This window comes from Paraglaciecola polaris LMG 21857 (assembly GCF_000315055.1).
GTDB lineage: Bacteria > Pseudomonadota > Gammaproteobacteria > Enterobacterales > Alteromonadaceae > Paraglaciecola > Paraglaciecola polaris.
In genome coordinates this window covers 93,708-113,463 of record NZ_BAER01000014.1, presented here as the reverse complement: position 1 = coordinate 113,463, position 19,756 = coordinate 93,708, and the positions used below count along the sequence as shown (strand labels likewise).

Here is a 19,756-nt window from a genome sequence, read left to right as displayed (position 1 = left end):
GCAGAAGCAGGGAACATGTGGGACTTTAGTCGGCTAAGCCTAGTAAAAACACAGCTTTGTTTGTTATGTCGCCAAAGTAGCGAGGTATTAATATGTGATTTTTGCACTCGTGATTTGCTGTTATTTGACTGCAAAAGTTACGACTACAACTTGCTGAATTGGCCTAAGGTGCGACGCGGTCTTAAGCAGTTAAATGCAGAAAATGTGCTGGCATTAGCGGATTATCAATGGCCCTTATCGCGCTTACTGACTGGCTTAAAGTTTTCAAAAAAAATCATGCATGCGAATGCTTTAGCCAAACTTTTTGTAACCCATGCACTTGGCGACTTGCACCCTCGCCCTCAAGCTATTATCCCCGTGCCATTGCATCCAAAACGCTATCAAACAAGAAAATACAATCAGAGTGTTGAACTCGGTAAGTGTATATCCGCTTTAACTGGCATCGAATTGATTTCCGGCATGCTTACCCGTCATAAAGCAACCCAAACCCAAACATCACTCTCCAGCAACCAACGTAAAGCTAATGTAAAAAATGCCTTTTCACTGCATAGTGCGATCAAATATCAGCACATTGCCATTTTAGACGACGTGATAACCACAGGTGCCACGGTTGAGGCGATTTATCAGCTCATTCGCCGCCAGTATCCAGAGATACGAATCGATATTTGGAGTATATGCCTTACCCTGGAGCATTAATAAGATTAGACATAAATATCGCGTTGCTTAATAAACGTCGTGTTCCTCGCCAATAACCACGAAAGTTTGGGTCGTCAACAAAGGCTATAACTTTGCCCTTGCCAACACTGTGCGCTACAACCGATGCGCTATTGCTAATAAGCTCTTGCAATTCATCTGCTGCGTACCCCGACATTAAGGGTTTAGAGGTGTAACGCCCTACTGTAATAAAGGGCGTTTTGGGCACGCGCATAATCACAGTACTGTTTTTAAATGAGGGTAAATGCTCTCTGGGGAATCCAAAAGTAAGGGGGTGACTCATGTCAATTTGAGTGTCAAAAACCGCCCCCGCAATTCTTTGTTTTGCGGCAAGCGTATCACGGTCGCCATAGGCTAGGTCTGCACTGGAAAATGCACGTTTAATTTCTTCCTGACTGATGAAAGATGCTTTTAACCAATCTTTATCAGCAAACCATTTCGCTGCCGTACGCTGGCCAATCATCACGCCGCCCGCAGACAACCATTTATCTAATGTACGAACCGTCTTTTCTGGTACATCCGTGTAATTACCGCTTGCCCATATAATATGGCTATAGCGTGTTAAATCGATCTGAGACAAGCGGGCTAAATCGGTAATCGTCACAGGCATCGCCACTACAGTGTCAAGATAATGCCAAGCTTCTCCTACTTCATACTGAGACGTGCCTTCACCGCCCACCAGCAACACCTGAGGAGTCTTAAGTGCGTGCATATCACGGCTACCTAGGTCTAAGCCCTGCGCCGTTAAACCGGATAATATAGGCCATACTTTTATCTTGCTTTGGGCTGCACCATCACTCAATAACGAGACTAAATTGTCGGGCTGTTTAAGCGCTAATGGGATCAGCACTGAGCCAGCACTAAAGCTAATATTGCCTTGATCTGTTGTAGCGGCAAAATCTGAGCCGGCAATTTTGACTTGTACACCCGCCGCCAGTAAACGATAAAGCAACTTGGGAGCCATTGAGTCCTGCCATGAAAACCCATAAGCGTAAACATCATCTTTAGCACTTAGGGCAGTGATCTGGTTAATGGGCGAATTGCTATTCTCGTTAACGGGGATTCGACCCCATAACTTACGCTCAACAGGTGAGTATTGAATATTGAATGCCAGTGGTAAATTCCAACTTGATACGTCGTAAAAACTGTTGTCATTGAAGCTTTGACGCTCGGAAAAAAATGATTTTACTAAGCGATACTGACGTTGAGCCAATGGTACAAAAATACTCGACAAAGGCTGATAAATAACATCATCTACCCGCACCTCTTTATTCAAAAAATTAAATTTAACGTTATGCTGCTGCAGTATCCACTTTAGCTGAGTAAACCGAGTCGCATCTTTAGATTCACTGAGAAGATACCCAGCAATTTTATCGTCTTTAATGAGTTTATTCGTTTGCTCGGTAAATTGCTCGGGATAAGCCAGCAAGGCAGCTTTATTAGCTTGCGCACCGGCAAAAGTTGAGAGGGACGTAGTTACCTGATTTTGGATAGTATCACTAAAGTTCAGCACCCCATTGATGGATTCTTGCTGGTGTCCACGGCTGCTTGCTTGCTCAAAGAGTATGCCAATACTGCCTTGGGCATCTGGGTAAGTTGAGCCCTTCCCATAATAAAAATCATCATATGCTTCTTGGGTGAAGTACAACTGTTTAGTTTTATCTAACGCGGCGGCGTGAAATTTTGCCAGCTCTGCGGTGAGTTCAGTATTGCGTGCAGGTGTCCAAGGATTATTACGCGAAGCGATGCCCGGTTGAAAAAAATAGCTACTGTTAGTGCCCATTTCATGGAAATCAGTCACAACATGAGGTCGCCAGCGATGGTATTGCGCAATACGCGCTTGAGACTCAGGGTGAGTGAGTAACAGCCAATCGCGATTTAAATCAAATAAATAGTGATTTGTGCGGCCACTCGGCCAAGGTTGTTGATGCTCTCTGTGATTTGGATCCGCCACTAGTTGTTGGCCGCGATTACCGTTGGCCCACTGTGCAAATCGTGCTAATCCGTCGGGGTTGATACTGGGCTCCATAAGCACCACATTACTCTCAAGCAAAGCTTGCACAACTTCACCTTGGGCAGCAGCGAGGTAATATGCGACCAACAAAGCGGCGTTAGCCCCTGATGATTCATCACCGTGCACACTGTAACCCATCCACAAAATCAGAGGTGCATCGGCTACGCGCTTTTGCCCGAATGACGACAAGTGTTGCTCACGGAGAGATTCGATATTTTGCTGGTTCTTTGCGGCAGTAAACGTCAGCAATAGTAGCGGACGATTTTCATGGGTACGACCCGTTTCTAGTATGCTAACTCGGTCAGACTTTGCCGCTAGAATACGCATATATTCCACTAGTTGGTCATGACGTACATGCCACTCGCCTACGGGCGCACCAATAACTTGAGAAGGACTGGGAATATCATCGCGAAATTGGGTATTGGCAGGCAAATAATCGTGGTCGGAGAGTGCTTGGGCCGAAAAAGAAAATAAAACAAGGCATACGGAGCCCCAAAACCAACCGAATTTCATACAGATAAACCTTTTATTACACTCAAAATAGCCTAAAAGGTTCGCATATTTTAGCTGAAATTAACATAAGTAAACTCGATTACTTGAGTGTTTTAGTCAAGTAATTTTGATACAATCTTCATATGTTTCTACAACAGGACCTTTTATATGATTTCTATTTCAGATACAGCCCAAGCGCATTTTTGTAAACTGCTTGAAAAACAAGAGCCTGACACTAATATTCGGGTTTTTGTTGTTAACCCAGGTACACCCAGCGCAGAATGTGGTGTCTCTTACTGCCCACCAGACGCGGTTGAATCAACGGATACTACCCTTGAATTCAACGGTTTTGATGCCGTGGTTGACGCCGAGAGCGTACCTTTCTTAAGCGAAGCAGAAATTGATTTTGTGACCGACCAAATGGGCTCTCAACTCACGTTAAAAGCACCAAATGCCAAAGCGCGAAAAGTCGATGATAACGCCCCTCTTGAGGAGCGTATTAACTACATGATCGAATCCGAAATCAATCCACAGCTTGCCAGTCATGGTGGAAAAGTGATGCTGGCGGAAATCACCGATAAAGGCGAAGCGATATTGCAGTTTGGCGGCGGCTGTAACGGCTGCTCTATGGTAGACGTAACGCTTAAGGATGGCATTGAAAAGCAAATGCTTGCACAATTCCCTGGCGAATTAACAGCAGTGAAAGATGCCACCGAGCACGAAGCCGGTGAGCATTCGTACTATTAATTAGTCGACGCCCACAATGTTTAAAAAGCCGTTAGCTAAATTGGCGGCAGATCCACAAAAAAGCTGGGGACGTTTCAAATACGGCCTCGGTTTTTTTGTTATTGGAGCCGCCTTGGTACTGCTGGGCAGTAAAAGCCTTGTGTGGCTACAAGTTCCTGGGCTAATAGCCCTTGCCATTGGTTGTATATTTGCACTCTATGGTTATATCGGTATTCTTGCTTATCGCATGAAAAGTGCTTTTACCCTAACAAACGCCGACCGCGATAAAGATAAGCAAAATACCCACCAAGACTAAGCCCTCGCCCCAACATTAGCAGCAATAAAGCAATCCACAATGCATAGTTTTGATAACCTTGTAACAACCACCAACTGGGAAAAAAGAAACACAGCGCACTCAGCAGCATACTGTTTTGCATCGCTTTTGCCCGCGTTAACCCGACAAAAACACCATCTAACAAAAAGCACCAATGACTCACAATGGGCAGTAGCCAAATGATCAATAAATATTCCGCGCTAAACGCTCTTAATTCAGGTAAATCTGTTAATACTGCAATAATTTGCTGACCAAATAACACAAAACATAAACTGTAAAGCGACGCAATCACACCGGACCAAAACAAGCCTCTGACCACAACCCGTTTAATTTCTTCAGCGTCTCTTTTACCTTTAGCCTCCCCGGTCAATGCCTCAACTGCATATGCTATTCCATCGAGCCCTAATGCGATTAAAGCGAAAAACTGCATGATAATCGCATTACTGGCCGCTGTGAGCGGGCCAAATCTCGCCCCTTGGAAAATGACGAACGCTAAACACAGTTGTAGTGCCAAATTACGCACAAAGCTGTAGCCATTCAGACTCATTAACTGCGCAAGCGATGACCAACGCCACAACGCCCAGTGGGGTTTTTGTAATCCCATACCGTTGAACGCAACCCATACTCCCAGTAACAAGATGCTATATTCAGCTACGACACTCGCCACTGCCACCCCTTTCACACCGGCATCGAACACGAAGACAAGCAATACACTTAACCCCGCATTAAGCAGGTTGGCAAATACTTGAATATAGAGCACTTGCGTGGTCTTCTGTTGACCAATTAGCCAGCCTATTATGGCAAGATTTACTAATGCCGCAGGTGCGCCAGCGATTCGCACACTGAAATACTGCTGGATCACCTCTAATAGTTGAGTTTCAGGCTGAGCAAAGTGGATCCCCATGGCCAATAGCGGTTTGTGCGCCGCCCAAATTGCTAAGCCTAAAACAAGCGCAACACTGCAACTTTGCCAAAATACTCGGCTTTTGCTGTGACCGTCTTGTTGACCTTTTGCTTGAGCACTCAGTCCAGTGCTCGACATGCGAATAAAGCCACAAAGCCAATAGGTTTGCGTCAGAATGAGTGAAGCAATTGCTGCACCGGCCAAATAGTGACTGCTGCCCATATGGCCCAACACTGCGGTGTCAACCATACCGATTAGTGGGGTAGTGATATTACTCAGGATCATGGGGAGCGCTAAAAATAATAACTGTTGATGAGATGCGCGATGCCAGAATCGTTGATGTGTTAAAACGTGGGATTGAGCCAAGTCACTGTCCGTCCAATAAAGAATAATAAAAATGTATCAAAGCCAATTCAGCACACATTATGCTGGAGGAATTCAATGTTACAATTGCTTGCGCGATTAGCTATGCAGCACTGCTTACCAAGTTGCGCAGTGCCAATTGAACTTAACCATATTTGAAGGTAACTCTATGGATCGTATCATTTTTAGTTGTATTAATTTGCACATGGCTACTGATTGTGAGCAATAAGACACAAGCTGCAGACAATGCGGTTATCTTACTCTATCACCACGTCAGCGACGCCACACCAGCTTCAACTAGCGTTTCGCCTGAGACTTTTCAACAACACATGAGCTACTTAGCTGAGCATTACAATGTATTGCCATTAAAAGACGTCGTCGTTGCTCTAAAGAATAAACAGTCGCTGCCAGACAACGCAGTTGCTATTACCTTTGATGATGGCTTTAAAAATATTTATCAAAATGGCCACCCCATACTAGCCAAGTTGCATCTGCCGTATACCGTATTTATCAATCCAGATTTAGTCAATAAAGTGAATTATCATTTGAGCTGGGATGATATGAAAAATATGGCGAAGCAAGGTGCAAGTTTTGCCAACCATAATTTACGCCACGAACACTTACTCACTCGCTTACCTGATGAGAATGATGAAGCTTGGTTAGTTCGGCGCATAACCGATATTCAACAGGCTGAAACGCTACTCGAAGATAACTTAGACGTAAAAGATAAATTCCTTGCCTACCCTTATGGTGAGTTTTCACCCGCGCTACAAGCACGTATTACAGAGCTAGGTTATGTTGGTTTTGCCCAATACTCTGGCGCCATCGCGAGCTTTAGTGACTTCTCAGCTTTACCGCGCTTTCCTGCCGCTGGTATTTATGCCAACTTAGATCGCTTGAAGGTCAAAATTGCCAGCTTAGCCTTACCCGTGTCAGAGGTTACACCCGTAAGCCCCTTGGTCGATGGTAATGCATTTACGTTTCAATTTAAGGTGCAAAGCGATGATATAAATAACCGCCAATTAAGCTGTTATTTTCAAGGTAGCTCACAGCCAATAACACGAAAAAGTGAGTATGTCAGCGTTTCTTTTGCTAAAAAGTTGCCTGTTGGTCGCTCCAGAATCAATTGTACTGCGCCAAGCATAAGTCAGCCGTCACGTTATTATTGGTATTCGAAACCTTGGTTTATTCCTACTTCAGAAGGCAAGTGGCTAGACTAAAATTACGCAAGGTAATGGGCCTAAAAAACAATATCGTGGTAGCTAGCTACAGTAGCTTGCACATATGCACATAAGTACCCAGCGACATAATGCTTGTGTCTTGGGTGATGCGTACCAGCTCAAACCCAAATTGCTGGTAACAATCGATGGCGCCGGCATTATCTTGTTTAACATCCAAGGTAAGCTTTCGCTTACCTAAGGTGTACGCTGTAGATTCGAGGTGCGCTAATAATTGACTGCACAATCCTTGACGTTGAAAAGCCTCAGCAACCCCGATATGACCTACACAAAGTTCATCAGCTGCGGGACGAGCAAAGACCGGTTGCAAAGCCTGACAGCGATGCAATACCTCAAGTACATCGACTCCTTGGTAGTAACTCGTCATACTTTCAAGCGTAGCTTTTACATAAGCTTCGCCCATCTCGAATTGCCATCCACATCCTATAGCAGCAATCTTATTGTCTATCTCTATAACCCAATGATTTCCGTAACCAAACTGTCCAGCTTTTTGCGCAAAAGCACGTATTAAAAAGCTTTTGGCGTGGTAATTATTATGCTCTGTTTGCTGACTAAACAAGCGCTCTAACGCAACAGGGGCAGATGAAAGGACAAGTGCTACCGCATCGCTTATATCATCCGCATTCGCTCGACGAACCCCAGGCATTAATTTTATTCTGTGGCCAATATAGACATATCATGCAGAATACGTTTACTGTCGCTAACGGGGACCTTTCCTGATGTAAAGTCAGGCTTGAAACGCCCAATAACATTGCCTTGGGGGTTAATAAGCACCACCGAGGAACTATGATCGACCAAATAATTTGGATCATCTGTGCTTTGCGAATTGGAGTACATCATACCCATGGCTCGTACCAAGGGGAAAAGATCTGCATGCTGGCCTGTCGCAGCGATGAAATCAGGTTCAAAAAAGTCGATATATTCCGCCAGCCTTTCGGTAGTATCACGAGCCGGATCAACGGAAATAAACGCCACCTTAATCGGGTATTGGCTGTCAATGCTCTGAAGTTGCGGATAGATACTGCTTAAATCAGCGAGCGTTGTGGGGCAAATATCGGGACAAAATGTATATCCCACAAAAACCAAGGTCCATTGCTGCTGCAAATTTTTATTGGTTAGTACTTGACCGTCGCTATCGGTTAACGTGAATTCAGGTAACGCGCGAGCTTGAGGGTACAGCTTAATGTATTGCACTTCAGAGCCCTTCGGCGGTGCAATATTTATAGCAATGACAATACCAATAACCAACGCCACTAAGGCGATTAACGCTACACTTAATCTGCTCAAAAAGTAAATCTCATATAATGATCGACCAACAAAATTACAAATAATGCCATTAAATGAACAATCGAAAATTTAAACGTTTGCATGGCTGTATTCTCATCGCTGGCGAATTTCAGTTTCCATGCATAATACAAGAAGCCAACATTTAATGCGCTAGAACCAACTAAATATATGGCCCCCGTCATACCAATCAAATACGGCAGTAAACAGATCAGTCCTAATAATACGGTATACAGCAAGATAGAGGTCTTAGTGAACTCAATACCATGGGTGCAAGGTAACATGGGTACTTTTGCCCGTGCGTAGTCTTTCTCTCTATGAATAGCCAAAGCCCAAAAGTGTGGAGGCGTCCAAATAAAAATAATCAGCACTAATAGTAGCGCGTGAGCATGAATATCATTTGTTACTGCCGTCCAGCCTAGTAAAGGTGGCGCGGCTCCTGCTAATCCGCCAATCACGATATTTTGCGGTGTAGCGCGCTTCAAATACATAGTATAAACAAAAGCGTAACCCACCAAACTTGCTAGGGTCAGCAGTGCTGTAAGACGATTAACCCATAACTCTAGGATAATATAACCTACCACCGTCAGCACCCCAGCAAACACTAAGGCACGTTGGGGGGATATTTTGCCTTTGGGTAACGGCCGGTTTGATGTACGAGCCATCTGGGCATCGATTTTACGATCCACCACATGGTTAATGACAGCCGCAGCAGAGGAAAGAAAACCGATTCCGGTCAACCCAGCTAAAAGGATTTTCCAACTTATCCAGTTTTCACTGGCTAGGCACATACCCACTAACGCGGTAAGCAGTAATAACATCACGACTTTTGGCTTGGTCATTTCATAATAATCACGCCAATGTACGGTAGATTTTGCAATGGCGTTATGCGGTGCAATACCAACTGATTTACTCATTGCTCTCTCCTATGTTTTTCGATAAAGGGTGTAGCTAAGTAACACCAAAACTTGTAATAACACTGCTGCGACGGCGTTGTGCAATACCGCAATTCCAACCGGCAGACTAAATACGACATTACTAACACCTAAGATTACTTGCATGCCAAGTATCGTCACTAAAGTGGCTGCAATTTTTCGTAGTAAACCAGAACTCGCCACAGCATAAATGCGTATCGCTAGCCAACACAAATAGATAGACGTCAATAACGCACCGGCTCGATGTACAATATGCATCGTCATGCGTTGGGCATAAGTGTGTACGCCGTATTCGTAATTAACGGCCTCAGGCAAACTGAAAGCCCCGATAAAATCGAGTCTCTCATACCAGTTGCTTTCACAAATCGGCAGCTCGGTGCACGCAAGGGCCGCATAGTTAGCTGATGTCCAGCCACCTAACGCGATCTGTCCAAGTAATATTGCTATTCCTAACAGGGCAAACTTACCCAAACGACGAGTCTGCTGGTCGCCACCTGGTATTCGATACGGCACTAAGCGTAAATACAATAGAAATAGCGATGACAATACGGCAAAACCCCCAAGCAGGTGACCCATCACCACTATAGGCAGTAAATTTAAGGTAACAGTCCACATGCCTAACATGCCCTGAAAGATCACCAAACAGAGCAGAAAAAACGGCAGTTTAATGGGCCGATGATAAGCCCGTTTAACTATACTGATGACAAAAATAATCAAAATAAGTAAGCCAAGCGCACTGGCAAAATAGCGATGGATCATCTCATTCCAGGCTTTTTGCGACTCCAATGGCCTCTCAGGGAAAGCTAACTCGGCGGCATTAATCTGATCTTGTGCAGCTGGGACCTTAAAGTGACCATAACAACCAGGCCAATCTGGGCATCCCAGCCCTGCATCGGTTAACCGTGTATATGCACCAAGTACAATCACAGTTACGGCAAGAATAAGTCCCGCCAGCACCAACTTCCTCATGTATTATCCTCTAGCCTATACGCGATAATTTCAGCAGCTTGCGCAAATCAGACAAAATGTCTCGGCTATGTAAAATAGCTTGCTGTTGCTCAACTTGAAGCGGATAACGTAAGATGACGTTATTCAAAGTATCTGCAATGAAAATAGCATTTGTTGGCTCACCTTGAAACACATTATTAACATTTTCCACGTTAGTTTTTAACAACTTAACTGCTTTTTGCTGTATCAATCGTTGGGTTACACTGGCGTCACTCTGTGGCGTACTGATCACAGTTGCACTCACTCTATCGTGCTCTTTGCCCAGCGCAGTCCAAACTTGCTCAACACTGTATAAGGCATTTTCGCATTCAATATTGCATTCGGTAGGCAGTATGTATAACAATTGCCATTTAGGCTCAGCGGCCGCATCTTGAATTGCGGTCATGTCCAAAGTTGGTGAAAGCAGTTGTCCTTTATTGGTCGATGCCTTGTTAAACCAGTCGTTATCTAAAGCTAATTTTGCCAATGCCACCGGCAAAATAAAAACCACGGCAAGGGTGATCATCATGCGTTTATTACTGGTGTTCTTCATTAGATACCTTCTTAAGTCGATTGCGTAATGCGAAAAAATAAACAAAAAATGCGGCGATACCTAAGCCAAGCCATTGAACGGCATAGGCATAGTGTTTCTCTGGTGGCATAACGACAGGCTGCCATTTACGCACAAACTGCGGGTTGTTGTTTTCGGTCAGAGTCAGCAAAAATGGCTCTAGCTTGACCTGCAACACCTGCTCTATAAACCGCATATCAATTTGTTGTATGACCTTGGGCCACTCAGCGTCTAAGGTCGCTGTTTCGGTGATAAGGGGATTATTACTTGGCAAAACAATACGCCCTAAAGCCCCGCTCACCGTATTAGGCAAGGCCACAGTCGGCAGCTCTGTGCGCACCCGCTTCCCAGCTACCCACCCAAAATTAACTAATACATTTTGTCCATCACTGTTAGCTATACCTAGAACACCAAAACCCGGTCGACCTTGATGGATCTGATTATCGAGTAGCAATATGTGTGCGCGATTTAACGTACCTGAAATAACGATAGGTAAATCTTGAATGTCACCCTGATAGAATTTAATTTGTTCAAGGGTGAATGTTTCACGGGAAGACGCAGCGGCAATGCTTGCAACACGTTGCGCTTTATTTAGCCCTCTTTGCAGTTGCCAATTGGCAAGAGCAAACATAATGACAACAGCACATAAAGTCACTAGGGTAGAAACCACGGGCAATCGCTTAATGAGCCTAAGCATGCTTAATCAACAATAAAAATAACAGCGAGCGGGAGAATAAAAGTGCTAATTAAGATAATCATCGGAATACTACTTATCGTTATGATCTTTAATTTGTTTAAAGCCATGGTGGCAATGCTTAAAGATGAGCCTAAACAAGCGAATATGAGCAAGTATATTGGACGGCGCGTATTGACGTCCGTGGCGATTGTAATAGTGATCCTCGTCGCCTTAGCCACAGGACTAATTGAACCGAACCCAACCCCTTATTGACACATTTTAGTAACTTACTTGTGCGCCCATTGGCTTAAATATCCAGCCAATGGGCCATTAAGACTGATTACAAAATATATACAAAGAAGAACAGCATGACCCAAACCACATCGACAAAATGCCAATACCAACTACCAGCTTGAAAGGCAAAATGGTCGTCAGGGGTAAAATGTCCTTTAAATATTCTGAGCAACATGATGAACAAGATAATTGCCCCTAACGTCACATGCAAGCCATGAAATCCCGTCAGCAAAAAGAAGGTGTTGCCATACACGCCAGATTGCAGCGTAAGTCCCATTTCTTGGTAGGCATGGATGTATTCTTCGACCTGCAATGACATGAAAATGGCTCCTAATAACACGGTGATCCCGAGCATTAGTTTTAAGCGTCCACGCTTGTTCTCTTCAAGAGCCACGTGTGCAAAGTGGCAGGTCACTGAGGATATTAGTAGGATAACAGTATTGATTAACGGTAACCCATACCAACCCATTGCTTCCGTTTTTGTGCCACCAGGGGTTTCAATTAAAGGCCACATCGCCTGAAACGTTGGCCACAAGACTTCATTAGTCGCCCCATTATTACCAGAGCCGCCCAACCAAGGGATTGCGATCATACGGGCGTAAAACAAAGCCCCGAAGAAGGCTCCGAAAAACATCACTTCTGAAAAAATAAACCAAGCCATACCTTGTCGATAAGAACGGCCTAATTGGGCGCTATATAAGCCCGTCATTGATTCGTGAATTTGGTTTCTGAACCAACCAAATAACATAAAAATTAAGGTTGCAAAACCAGCGATCAAAATATATCCACCATATCCTGACGTGCCCTTAGTTTGCTCAATAACAAAATTCCCAGCACCAACGGCAATCAAAAATAGTGCCACTGCGCCGACTATAGGCCAAGGGCTACTATCAGGAACATAGTACTTTTCATACTCTTGCTGAGCCATTATTCGTTCTCCTATTCACCACTATTCATTGTCAGATCACCTGACGTCGCTGTGACGTCGTAGAGGGTGTACTGCAACGTAAAATAGGTAATGTCGTCAGGTAATTGGGGGTCCACATAAAACCGCATAGGCATAACCACCGACTCACCTGCTTGCAAAACCTGCTGCTCAAAACAGAAACATTCTGTTTTATTTAGAAATAACGCCGCTGTCCCTGGTGATACCGAGGGCACTGCTTGCCCAACGACCGAATGTCTTGTTGGGTTTTTTACCGTGAAGTTAACTTCGTTCATTTGACCTGGATGGACTTTTAACTGACGTGTTTGTGCTTCAAATTGCCACGCCATACCTGAGTTAGTGCGAGTGATAAAATCTATCGTTATGGTGCGTGACTCATCAATGTCCATCACTTCATAAGTCGCCGCTGAATTTGCTGTTTTACCGTTTAACCCAGTCAAATCACAGAACACATCATAAAGTGGCACCAATGCAAACCCGAAACCGAACATTCCAAGCACCACTACTAGCAACTTACCCACCATTTTGGAGTGATTAATTACTTTATTGGTACTTGTGACATCAAGCTCATCGGGTTCTTTTTTATTATCGGTCATAGCGACTGCCAGAACATTCCTGAATAGGACTGAACTAAGCCTCGCTGGGCCATTTCGACATTAAACATTTCGCCTTGAAGAGCAACATAATCAATGCCATTAAGCGGCGCATAAGCATCATTTTGTAGACTATTGCAGAAACCGAATGCCATGAAACCTAGGCTTAATGCGATAATACGCTTAAGCAGCCGTTTTTTAGAAAACCTCAATTCACTTAGCAACATAAAATGCTCCTTTGCCACCTACTTAATCACAGGGGGCGTTTCGAACGTATGATATGGAGCAGGTGAAGGTATTTCCCATTCAAGGCCTTCAGCTCCTTCCCAAACTTGGTCACTCACAGGTTCACCTTTTTTGCGGCACGCTTTAATGAGAAGAGCCAAGAAAATTAATTGCGATAAGCCAAAGGCGAATCCACCAAGACTTATCCATTTATTAAAATCTGCAAACTGCAATGCGTAATCAGGGATCCGTCTTGGCATACCCGCCAAGCCAACGAAATGCATAGGAAAGAACAGCACATTGACCGAAACTAACGAACACCAGAAGTGCCATTTTGCCAGGGTGATATCAAACATTTTCCCAGTCCATTTAGGTAACCAATAATAAACGGCTGCCATAATGGAGAAAATAGCCCCTGTCACCAGCACATAGTGGAAATGGGCAACGACAAAATAGGTATCGTGATATTGGAAATCCACCGGAGTAATCGCCAACATCAGGCCGGATAAACCTCCTATGGTAAACAGTACAATAAATGCCAGTGCAAACAGCATAGGCACCTCAAAGCTCAACGAACCACGCCACATGGTTGCCACCCAGTTGAATACTTTTACGCCGGTGGGCACTGATATCAACATGGTTGCCAGCATAAAGAACATTTCAGCAAACACTGGCATACCTGTGGTAAACATATGGTGAGCCCAAACGATAAATGATAGGAGCGCAATTGACGCAGTGGCATAAACCATAGAGGCATAACCGAACAGTCGCTTTCGGGCGAACGTGGGGACAATCTGCGAGATAATCCCAAACGCTGGCAGAATCATGATGTAAACCTCTGGGTGACCAAAGAACCAGAAAATATGCTGGAACATAACAGGATCACCACCACCGGCCGCATCAAAGAAACTGGTACCAAAGAACTTATCGGTTAACACCATAGTCACCGCGCCAGCTAATACCGGCATGACCGCAATCAACAGAAAAGCTGTGATTAGCCACGTCCACACAAAGAGCGGCATTTTCATCCAGGTCATACCCGGCGCTCGCATGTTGAATATAGTAACGATGACGTTAATCGCTCCCATAATTGACGAAATACCCATAATATGCACTGAGAACACAAATAGCGCTGTGCTGTCGCCACTATATGTAGTGGATAAAGGCGCATAGAAAGTCCAACCAAATGCTGGTCCGCCACCTTCCATAAATAAGGAAGACAAAAGGATTAAGAAGGCAAAAGGCAGGATCCAGAAACTCCAGTTATTCATCCTTGGTAAAGCCATATCCGGCGCACCGATCATCATGGGCACTAGCCAATTAGCTAACCCCGTAAATGCCGGCATCACTGCACCAAAAACCATTATCAGTCCGTGAACTGTGGTCATTTGGTTAAAAAAGTGCGGCTCTACAATTTGTAAACCAGGTTGGAATAATTCAGCGCGGATAACCATAGCCATGGCCCCGCCAGTCAAAAACATGATGAAAGCAAACCACAGGTACAAGGTACCTATATCTTTATGATTGGTCGTATATAACCAGCGCTTTATACCTGCAGGAGGCGCATGATGTTCGTGATGATCGTCATCGTGATGAAGCGTTTCAGTTACTGTGCTCATGATCGTCCTCCTATTGTCCGTTTAACGCAGCATTAATATCTTTAGCCTGTACTAGGTCCCCAGTATCATTGCCCCAAGCGTTTCGCTCAAATGTAATGACCGCCGCCAGTTCCGACATACTTAGCTGCTTAGCAAAGGCTGCCATGGCAGTTCCGGATTTACCGTTCGCTACTATTTCGATGTGAGCTGCCATATCATTCAACGCAATATCACTGCCTTTCAGAGCTGGGAAGACACCTGGTAATCCTTCGCCATTAGGCATATGACAAGCAGCACAATTGGCTGTGTATATTTTTTGCCCATTGCTCATTAGCTCGTCTTTGCTCATATTCATTGCTAATAATCGCTGCTCTTCAGCCGCAGCTTTTTCTTGTACTGCTTGTCGTTCGCTAATCCATTTGTCATATTCAGCTGGCTCCTTGGCAATAACGACTACAGGCATAAAGCCGTGATCTTTACCGCATAGCTCGGCGCACTGACCGCGATATATACCAGGCTCGTTTACTTTCGTCCAAGCGTCGTTAATAAAACCAGGATTAGCATCTTGCTTAATCGCGAAATCAGGTACCCACCAAGAATGAATTACGTCGTCCGAGGTAATCAAAAAGCGTACGCGCTTATCGGTAGGGATCACAAGTGGCTGATCAACCTCTAATAGGTAGTTCACTCCCTTATCAAGCTTGCCGGATATTTCATCGGCTTGGGTCGCTAAGCGAGAATAGAATTCAACGTCGTTATCCATATACTTGTAGTGCCATTTCCACTGAGAACCGGTCACTAACACTGTGACATCAGGTTCACTGGCATCTTCCATGGCAATCAAGGTCTTCGCAGCAGGAATAGCCATAACAATGAGGATAACAAAAGGAATTACGGTCCAAGCAATCTCAACTTTCACGCTCTCATGGAAATTAGCTGGCTTTGCGCCTCGAGATTTACGGTGAAATAGAATTGAATAAAACATCGCCCCAAACACACCAACAGCGATGACAACACAAATGATAAACATCAACATGTGTAGGTCATACACTTCGGCGCTAATATCCGTGACACCTTTACGCATGTTTAATTGATATTGATCTAAGTCAGATACCGACTCTGCAAATGCAGAACCGCTTTGAAATGCGCTTAGCACAGCCATCACACTCAACGAAATTTTCTTCACTCGACCCCCTGCTTGTCAAACGCTTAAAATAGTGGCAACTGCCAGCAAACGTTACGTCTTAATTTATTATTGTAAGGTTCAGCACAAGACAAAAATTGTTACCAACTTGTTAATCATGTAACAAGCATTACTCAAAACAGGGGGAGGAGTCCAGTTATTTTGTTTATTTTATATTCAGATGAACAAAATTTAATCAGTCTATCAGTGTGTTACGTTTACAATATTGTAACAAGGTAGGTTGTAGATATGGCCTTAAAACCTTCGATTAAAGACACAAATATAAGAGGAAAAGTGACTTTTGAAATTGAGTTTCAGGCTTCGTTGCGAAGCCTGAAATGATGTTCTATTGACAGCATGAAGTGGGATCTAGTGAGTTACCCGACTACATCCAATCGGCGTTTCGGATAACTCCTACCGCAATACCTTCAATACTGAATGGCTGGGTCGCTAGATCCACCTTGATTGGTTGAAACTCTTCATTTTCAGCATGTAAAACAACCTGTCGACCTTTACGCTCAATACGCTTAACTGTGACATCTTCGTCAACACGTGCCACCACAACTTGCCCATTGTGCACCTCGGTCGTTTTATGCACAGCCAATAAATCTCCATCCAAAATACCTATATCTTTCATGCTCATACCACTGACTCGCAATAAAAAGTCAGCGCAAGGTTTAAATAAATTTGGGTCAACCTTGTAGTGCATTTCAACATGTTCTTGGGCCAAGATGGGCTCGCCAGCGGCCACGCGACCGATAAGAGGTAGACCTTGATCTTCCAATTGATCTTCCAATGGCTCGGTAAGCCGTATACCTCTGGAAGTGCCAGGAAGAATTTCAATGGCTCCTTTACGCGCTAACGCTTTCAAATGCTCTTCAGCAGCGTTTGCAGACTTAAAACCTAGATGCCTAGCTATTTCCGCACGTGTAGGCGGCATACCGGTATCGATCATAGTGGTTTTAATCAATTGCAAGACTTCTTCTTGCCTGGGAGTTAGTGGACGCATACACAGCCTGTTGTTTCATACAGTTTAACTGTGAGTATATACAGTCGTTGTCAAATCTCAAATCTTTATTACCAAGATCTAATCAAGAGAGCTTTCTATAAGACATCAGACCTGTAACCTGATTACTCGGGGTGGAAAAACTGAATAACGTGGTATCCTTGTATGGTCTTTCACTATCTAGGTACCGCACTTATGGCATGGCTGCATAATTTGCTGCTAACAATTATATCTGTTCCGCTTAAATGGCTGGTTAAGGTCAACAGCATCCCCGCAGATATAGAAACTGAACTTCGAATCGATACCACTAAACCTATTATTTATTTATTGCGTACGCATTCAGTTACAGATCAATTTGCCTTAAAAATGTCAACTAAAGCGCTCGGCCTACCCAAACCAAGTGTCACCGTACACATTGGTGGCCAAGAGTTACCCGCATGTTTGTTCTTACAACAGCCGCGTTCGGTACTGACTAGAAAAGTTAAAATTACTAACATCGCAGATGATGTCACCCGGTTATTTCAAATTCATCGTGAACACCCGGAGTTGGATCTGCAAATTGTGCCCGTTTCAATATTTTGGGGCAGAGCACCTGGGCGTAAATCATCAGGCTGGTCAGATATTATCGCCAACCAAGTGTCACCCAGCTGGCTACGTAAATTCTTTATCGTTTTATTTTTAGGTCGTGATAATTTTGTTTGTTATAGCAAAGCGGTTTCGTCACGCACCATGGCGGATTTGCAGGGCAGTGACGAAGAAATAGGCCATAAGCTTATTCGATTGGCAGGTACGCATTTTCAACGCAGACGTCAGAATTTGATCGGTCCTATGCTACTGGAACGTCAAGCGCTGTATAATTCAGTTTTAGGCGCAGATTCAGTACGCCAAGCGGTGAGTGATGAAGCGCGCGGAAAAAAACGCTCGAATCACCAAGTTCAAGCCAAAGCAAAAAAATACGTCGACGAAATAGCCGCCGATTATCGAGAAGGCCTGGTACGGATTGGTGCTCGCTTGTTAACCAAGATTTGGAACAAGGTATATAACGGTATTGAGGTAAAGCATGCCGATAAAGTGCGCGCGCTTGCCCAAAATGGTCACGAAATAATATACGTACCCTGCCATCGCAGTCATATGGACTACCTACTTCTCACGTATGTGATCTACCACGAAGGTTTAGTTACCCCGCATATTGCAGCGGGTATAAATCTAAATTTTTGGCCTGTCGGCGGCATATTACGTAAAGGTGGCGCATTTTTTTTACGTCGAAGTTTTGCCGGAAATAAACTCTATACCGCCGTATTCAGAGAATATTTAGAGCTATTATTCAACAAGGGATATTCGGTGAAATATTATCCCGAAGGTGGACGTAGCAGAACAGGTCGCTTGTTACCGCCCAAAACTGGCATGCTTGCCATGACACTCCAGGCGCTCGTCAAAGGGATTAATCGCCCCGTTAGCATAGTACCTGTTTATATTGGCTATGAGCATGTGATGGAAGTATCGAGTTATTTAAAGGAACTTAAAGGCACGGATAAAAAGAAGGAGTCTTTTTTCCAGGTTTTTTCTGCGGTTCGTAAGCTTAAAAACTACGGCAGCGGCTTCTTAAACTTCGGCGAACCGATTAATCTAAATAATTTCTTAGACACGCAAGTGCCAGATTGGCGTGATGCACAAAGCTTAGCGGCCGATAAAAAACCTCGATGGTTAACCCCAACCGTAAATACCCTAGCCAATGATGTTATGGGCCGTATTAATCAGGCAGCCGCGGTCAGTGGTATGTCTCTGTGCGCCATGTGTTTATTATCCGCTAAAAAGCATGCCATGGCACAAGATGAGCTTGAAAGAGCGATAGATGATTACCTAGCCCTCCTAAAAGCGGCACCCTATAGCGATTTATCAACCATCCCGCCAACAGATGGCAAAGCATTGCTGGAGAGTACCCTCAAACTCAACAAACTCAGCGTGTCTCAAGACAGCTTTGGTAAGATAATCTCATTGAAACGTCACGATGCAGTGGCGCTAACCTATTATCGGAATAACATTCTCCATCTTTTTGCACTACCCGGTTTAGTCAGTGCCATCGTATTCGCCTATAAGGGCTTAGCTAAAGATAAAATTATCGTGTTGGTTGGGCAATTATACCCCTTACTGCAACGTGAACTGTTTATGTATATGAGCCATGCACAAGCGATGGACTACACTGACCGCCTATTGAGTACCATGCTTGATATGGGTCTATTAAGGTCAGAGCAAGATGCTATCTTGCCTCCCGCAGCCACCAGCAAAGCATTTTATTCGTCCTGGCTACTCAATCGTAGTATTCAGGAAACCCTACAGCGTTACGCTGCCGTACTGACGATCCTCAAAAAGGAACAAACCATTAGCCGTGGACGCTTAGAAAAACAAAGTCGAGAGTTTGCTGAACGCTTAGCTGCGTTACATGGCATCAATTCACCTGAGTTTTTTGATAAAAACGTCTTATCAACTTTTATTCATGCATTGAAAGATAATGAATTAATTAATGCATCCAGCGAAGGGCAGTTAGAACATTCCGAAGCGAGTGAAGCATTACTAGCAACCGTGGAGAACCTGATTTCGCCTGAGATCACCCAGCGTCTTCAACAGATTTAACGCTCAGGTTATGGTGATGATTTGCTGAAAGTAAGGTGAGTG

20 protein-coding genes are annotated in these 19,756 nt (G+C 44.2%); 6 read left to right on the top strand and 14 right to left on the bottom strand.

The features are described 5' to 3' along the window. Positions 1–15 precede the first annotated feature (15 nt). Positions 16–696, top strand: coding sequence for a ComF family protein (locus GPLA_RS01585; RefSeq protein WP_007103046.1), 681 nt, complete (start codon positions 16–18; stop codon positions 694–696). On the opposite strand, the gene GPLA_RS01580 is transcribed toward GPLA_RS01585, so the two are convergent. Beyond that, positions 680–3,241, bottom strand: a complete 2,562-nt coding sequence (locus GPLA_RS01580) for a M14 metallopeptidase family protein (protein WP_007103045.1) — start codon at positions 3,239–3,241, stop codon at positions 680–682. The genes GPLA_RS01585 and GPLA_RS01580 overlap by 17 nt on opposite strands. A gap of 147 nt (positions 3,242–3,388) precedes the next feature. Between GPLA_RS01580 and nfuA the strand changes: the two genes are divergently transcribed. Then, positions 3,389–3,967, top strand: a complete 579-nt coding sequence (gene nfuA / locus GPLA_RS01575; protein WP_007103044.1) for a Fe-S biogenesis protein NfuA — start codon at positions 3,389–3,391, stop codon at positions 3,965–3,967. A 16-nt stretch (positions 3,968–3,983) separates the two neighbouring features. After that, complete coding sequence (locus tag GPLA_RS01570) at positions 3,984–4,262, top strand: hypothetical protein (RefSeq protein ID WP_051997621.1); 279 nt, start codon at positions 3,984–3,986, stop codon at positions 4,260–4,262. Here the strand turns inward: GPLA_RS01570 and GPLA_RS01565 are convergent. Beyond that, positions 4,207–5,550: an MATE family efflux transporter gene (locus tag GPLA_RS01565; protein WP_007103043.1), complete on the bottom strand. Its 1,344-nt coding sequence runs from the start codon at positions 5,548–5,550 to the stop codon at positions 4,207–4,209. The two genes, GPLA_RS01570 and GPLA_RS01565, sit on opposite strands and share 56 nt — an antisense overlap. 215 nt (positions 5,551–5,765) lie before the next feature. Between GPLA_RS01565 and GPLA_RS01560 the strand changes: the two genes are divergently transcribed. After that, positions 5,766–6,767, top strand: coding sequence for a polysaccharide deacetylase family protein (locus tag GPLA_RS01560; RefSeq protein WP_007103042.1), 1,002 nt, complete (start codon positions 5,766–5,768; stop codon positions 6,765–6,767). Positions 6,768–6,813: 46 nt separating this feature from the next. Here GPLA_RS01560 and GPLA_RS01555 read toward each other — a convergent pair whose 3' ends face one another. Genes GPLA_RS01555 through GPLA_RS01530 form a run of 6 tightly spaced genes read right to left on the bottom strand, consistent with a single transcriptional unit; the run spans position 6,814 to position 11,259 of the window. Further along, positions 6,814–7,431 (bottom strand): GNAT family N-acetyltransferase, encoded by a 618-nt coding sequence (locus GPLA_RS01555; RefSeq protein WP_007103041.1) that lies wholly within the window; start codon positions 7,429–7,431, stop codon positions 6,814–6,816. Between the two features lie 5 nt (positions 7,432–7,436). Continuing rightward, positions 7,437–8,072 carry an SCO family protein gene (locus GPLA_RS01550; protein WP_007103040.1) on the bottom strand — a complete coding sequence of 212 codons (636 nt, stop codon included), beginning with the start codon at positions 8,070–8,072 and terminating at the stop codon, positions 7,437–7,439. Continuing rightward, positions 8,069–8,986: a heme o synthase gene (gene cyoE, locus GPLA_RS01545; RefSeq protein ID WP_007103039.1), complete on the bottom strand. Its 918-nt coding sequence runs from the start codon at positions 8,984–8,986 to the stop codon at positions 8,069–8,071. Before cyoE ends, GPLA_RS01550 begins: the two co-directional genes overlap by 4 nt. A 9-nt stretch (positions 8,987–8,995) precedes the next feature. Continuing rightward, the gene (locus GPLA_RS01540; protein ID WP_007103038.1) at positions 8,996–9,973 is read right to left on the bottom strand and encodes a COX15/CtaA family protein; all 978 of its coding nucleotides are present in this window, start codon (positions 9,971–9,973) and stop codon (positions 8,996–8,998) included. A 10-nt stretch (positions 9,974–9,983) separates the two neighbouring features. Continuing rightward, positions 9,984–10,544 (bottom strand): hypothetical protein, encoded by a 561-nt coding sequence (locus GPLA_RS01535; RefSeq protein ID WP_007103037.1) that lies wholly within the window; start codon positions 10,542–10,544, stop codon positions 9,984–9,986. Next, on the bottom strand, positions 10,528–11,259 hold the full coding sequence (locus tag GPLA_RS01530; RefSeq protein ID WP_226993028.1) for an SURF1 family protein: 732 nt from the start codon (positions 11,257–11,259) through the stop codon (positions 10,528–10,530). Before GPLA_RS01530 ends, GPLA_RS01535 begins: the two co-directional genes overlap by 17 nt. 42 nt (positions 11,260–11,301) lie before the next feature. Here GPLA_RS01530 and GPLA_RS01525 point away from each other — a divergent pair, with 42 nt between their 5' ends. After that, positions 11,302–11,511 (top strand): DUF2909 domain-containing protein, encoded by a 210-nt coding sequence (locus GPLA_RS01525; RefSeq protein ID WP_040513746.1) that lies wholly within the window; start codon positions 11,302–11,304, stop codon positions 11,509–11,511. Positions 11,512–11,578: 67 nt separating this feature from the next. On the opposite strand, the gene GPLA_RS01520 is transcribed toward GPLA_RS01525, so the two are convergent. From GPLA_RS01520 to lexA, 6 genes are all read right to left on the bottom strand, one after another. Beyond that, positions 11,579–12,460 carry a cytochrome c oxidase subunit 3 gene (locus GPLA_RS01520; RefSeq protein ID WP_007103034.1) on the bottom strand — a complete coding sequence of 294 codons (882 nt, stop codon included), beginning with the start codon at positions 12,458–12,460 and terminating at the stop codon, positions 11,579–11,581. Between the two features lie 11 nt (positions 12,461–12,471). Beyond that, positions 12,472–13,074 (bottom strand): cytochrome c oxidase assembly protein, encoded by a 603-nt coding sequence (locus GPLA_RS01515; RefSeq protein WP_007103033.1) that lies wholly within the window; start codon positions 13,072–13,074, stop codon positions 12,472–12,474. Then, entirely contained in the window at positions 13,071–13,298 is a 228-nt protein-coding gene (locus tag GPLA_RS01510) for a hypothetical protein (protein ID WP_007103032.1), read from the bottom strand. The genes GPLA_RS01515 and GPLA_RS01510 overlap by 4 nt, the downstream gene beginning before the upstream one ends. An 18-nt stretch (positions 13,299–13,316) precedes the next feature. After that, complete coding sequence (gene ctaD / locus GPLA_RS01505; RefSeq protein ID WP_007103031.1) at positions 13,317–14,915, bottom strand: cytochrome c oxidase subunit I; 1,599 nt, start codon at positions 14,913–14,915, stop codon at positions 13,317–13,319. Between the two features lie 10 nt (positions 14,916–14,925). Continuing rightward, positions 14,926–16,056, bottom strand: a complete 1,131-nt coding sequence (gene coxB, locus GPLA_RS01500) for a cytochrome c oxidase subunit II (RefSeq protein WP_007103030.1) — start codon at positions 16,054–16,056, stop codon at positions 14,926–14,928. 406 nt (positions 16,057–16,462) lie between these two features. Continuing rightward, the gene (gene lexA, locus GPLA_RS01495; RefSeq protein ID WP_040513744.1) at positions 16,463–17,086 is read right to left on the bottom strand and encodes a transcriptional repressor LexA; all 624 of its coding nucleotides are present in this window, start codon (positions 17,084–17,086) and stop codon (positions 16,463–16,465) included. Between the two features lie 192 nt (positions 17,087–17,278). Here lexA and plsB point away from each other — a divergent pair, with 192 nt between their 5' ends. Then, positions 17,279–19,714 carry a glycerol-3-phosphate 1-O-acyltransferase PlsB gene (gene plsB / locus GPLA_RS01490; protein ID WP_007103028.1) on the top strand — a complete coding sequence of 812 codons (2,436 nt, stop codon included), beginning with the start codon at positions 17,279–17,281 and terminating at the stop codon, positions 19,712–19,714. Positions 19,715–19,756 lie beyond the last annotated feature (42 nt).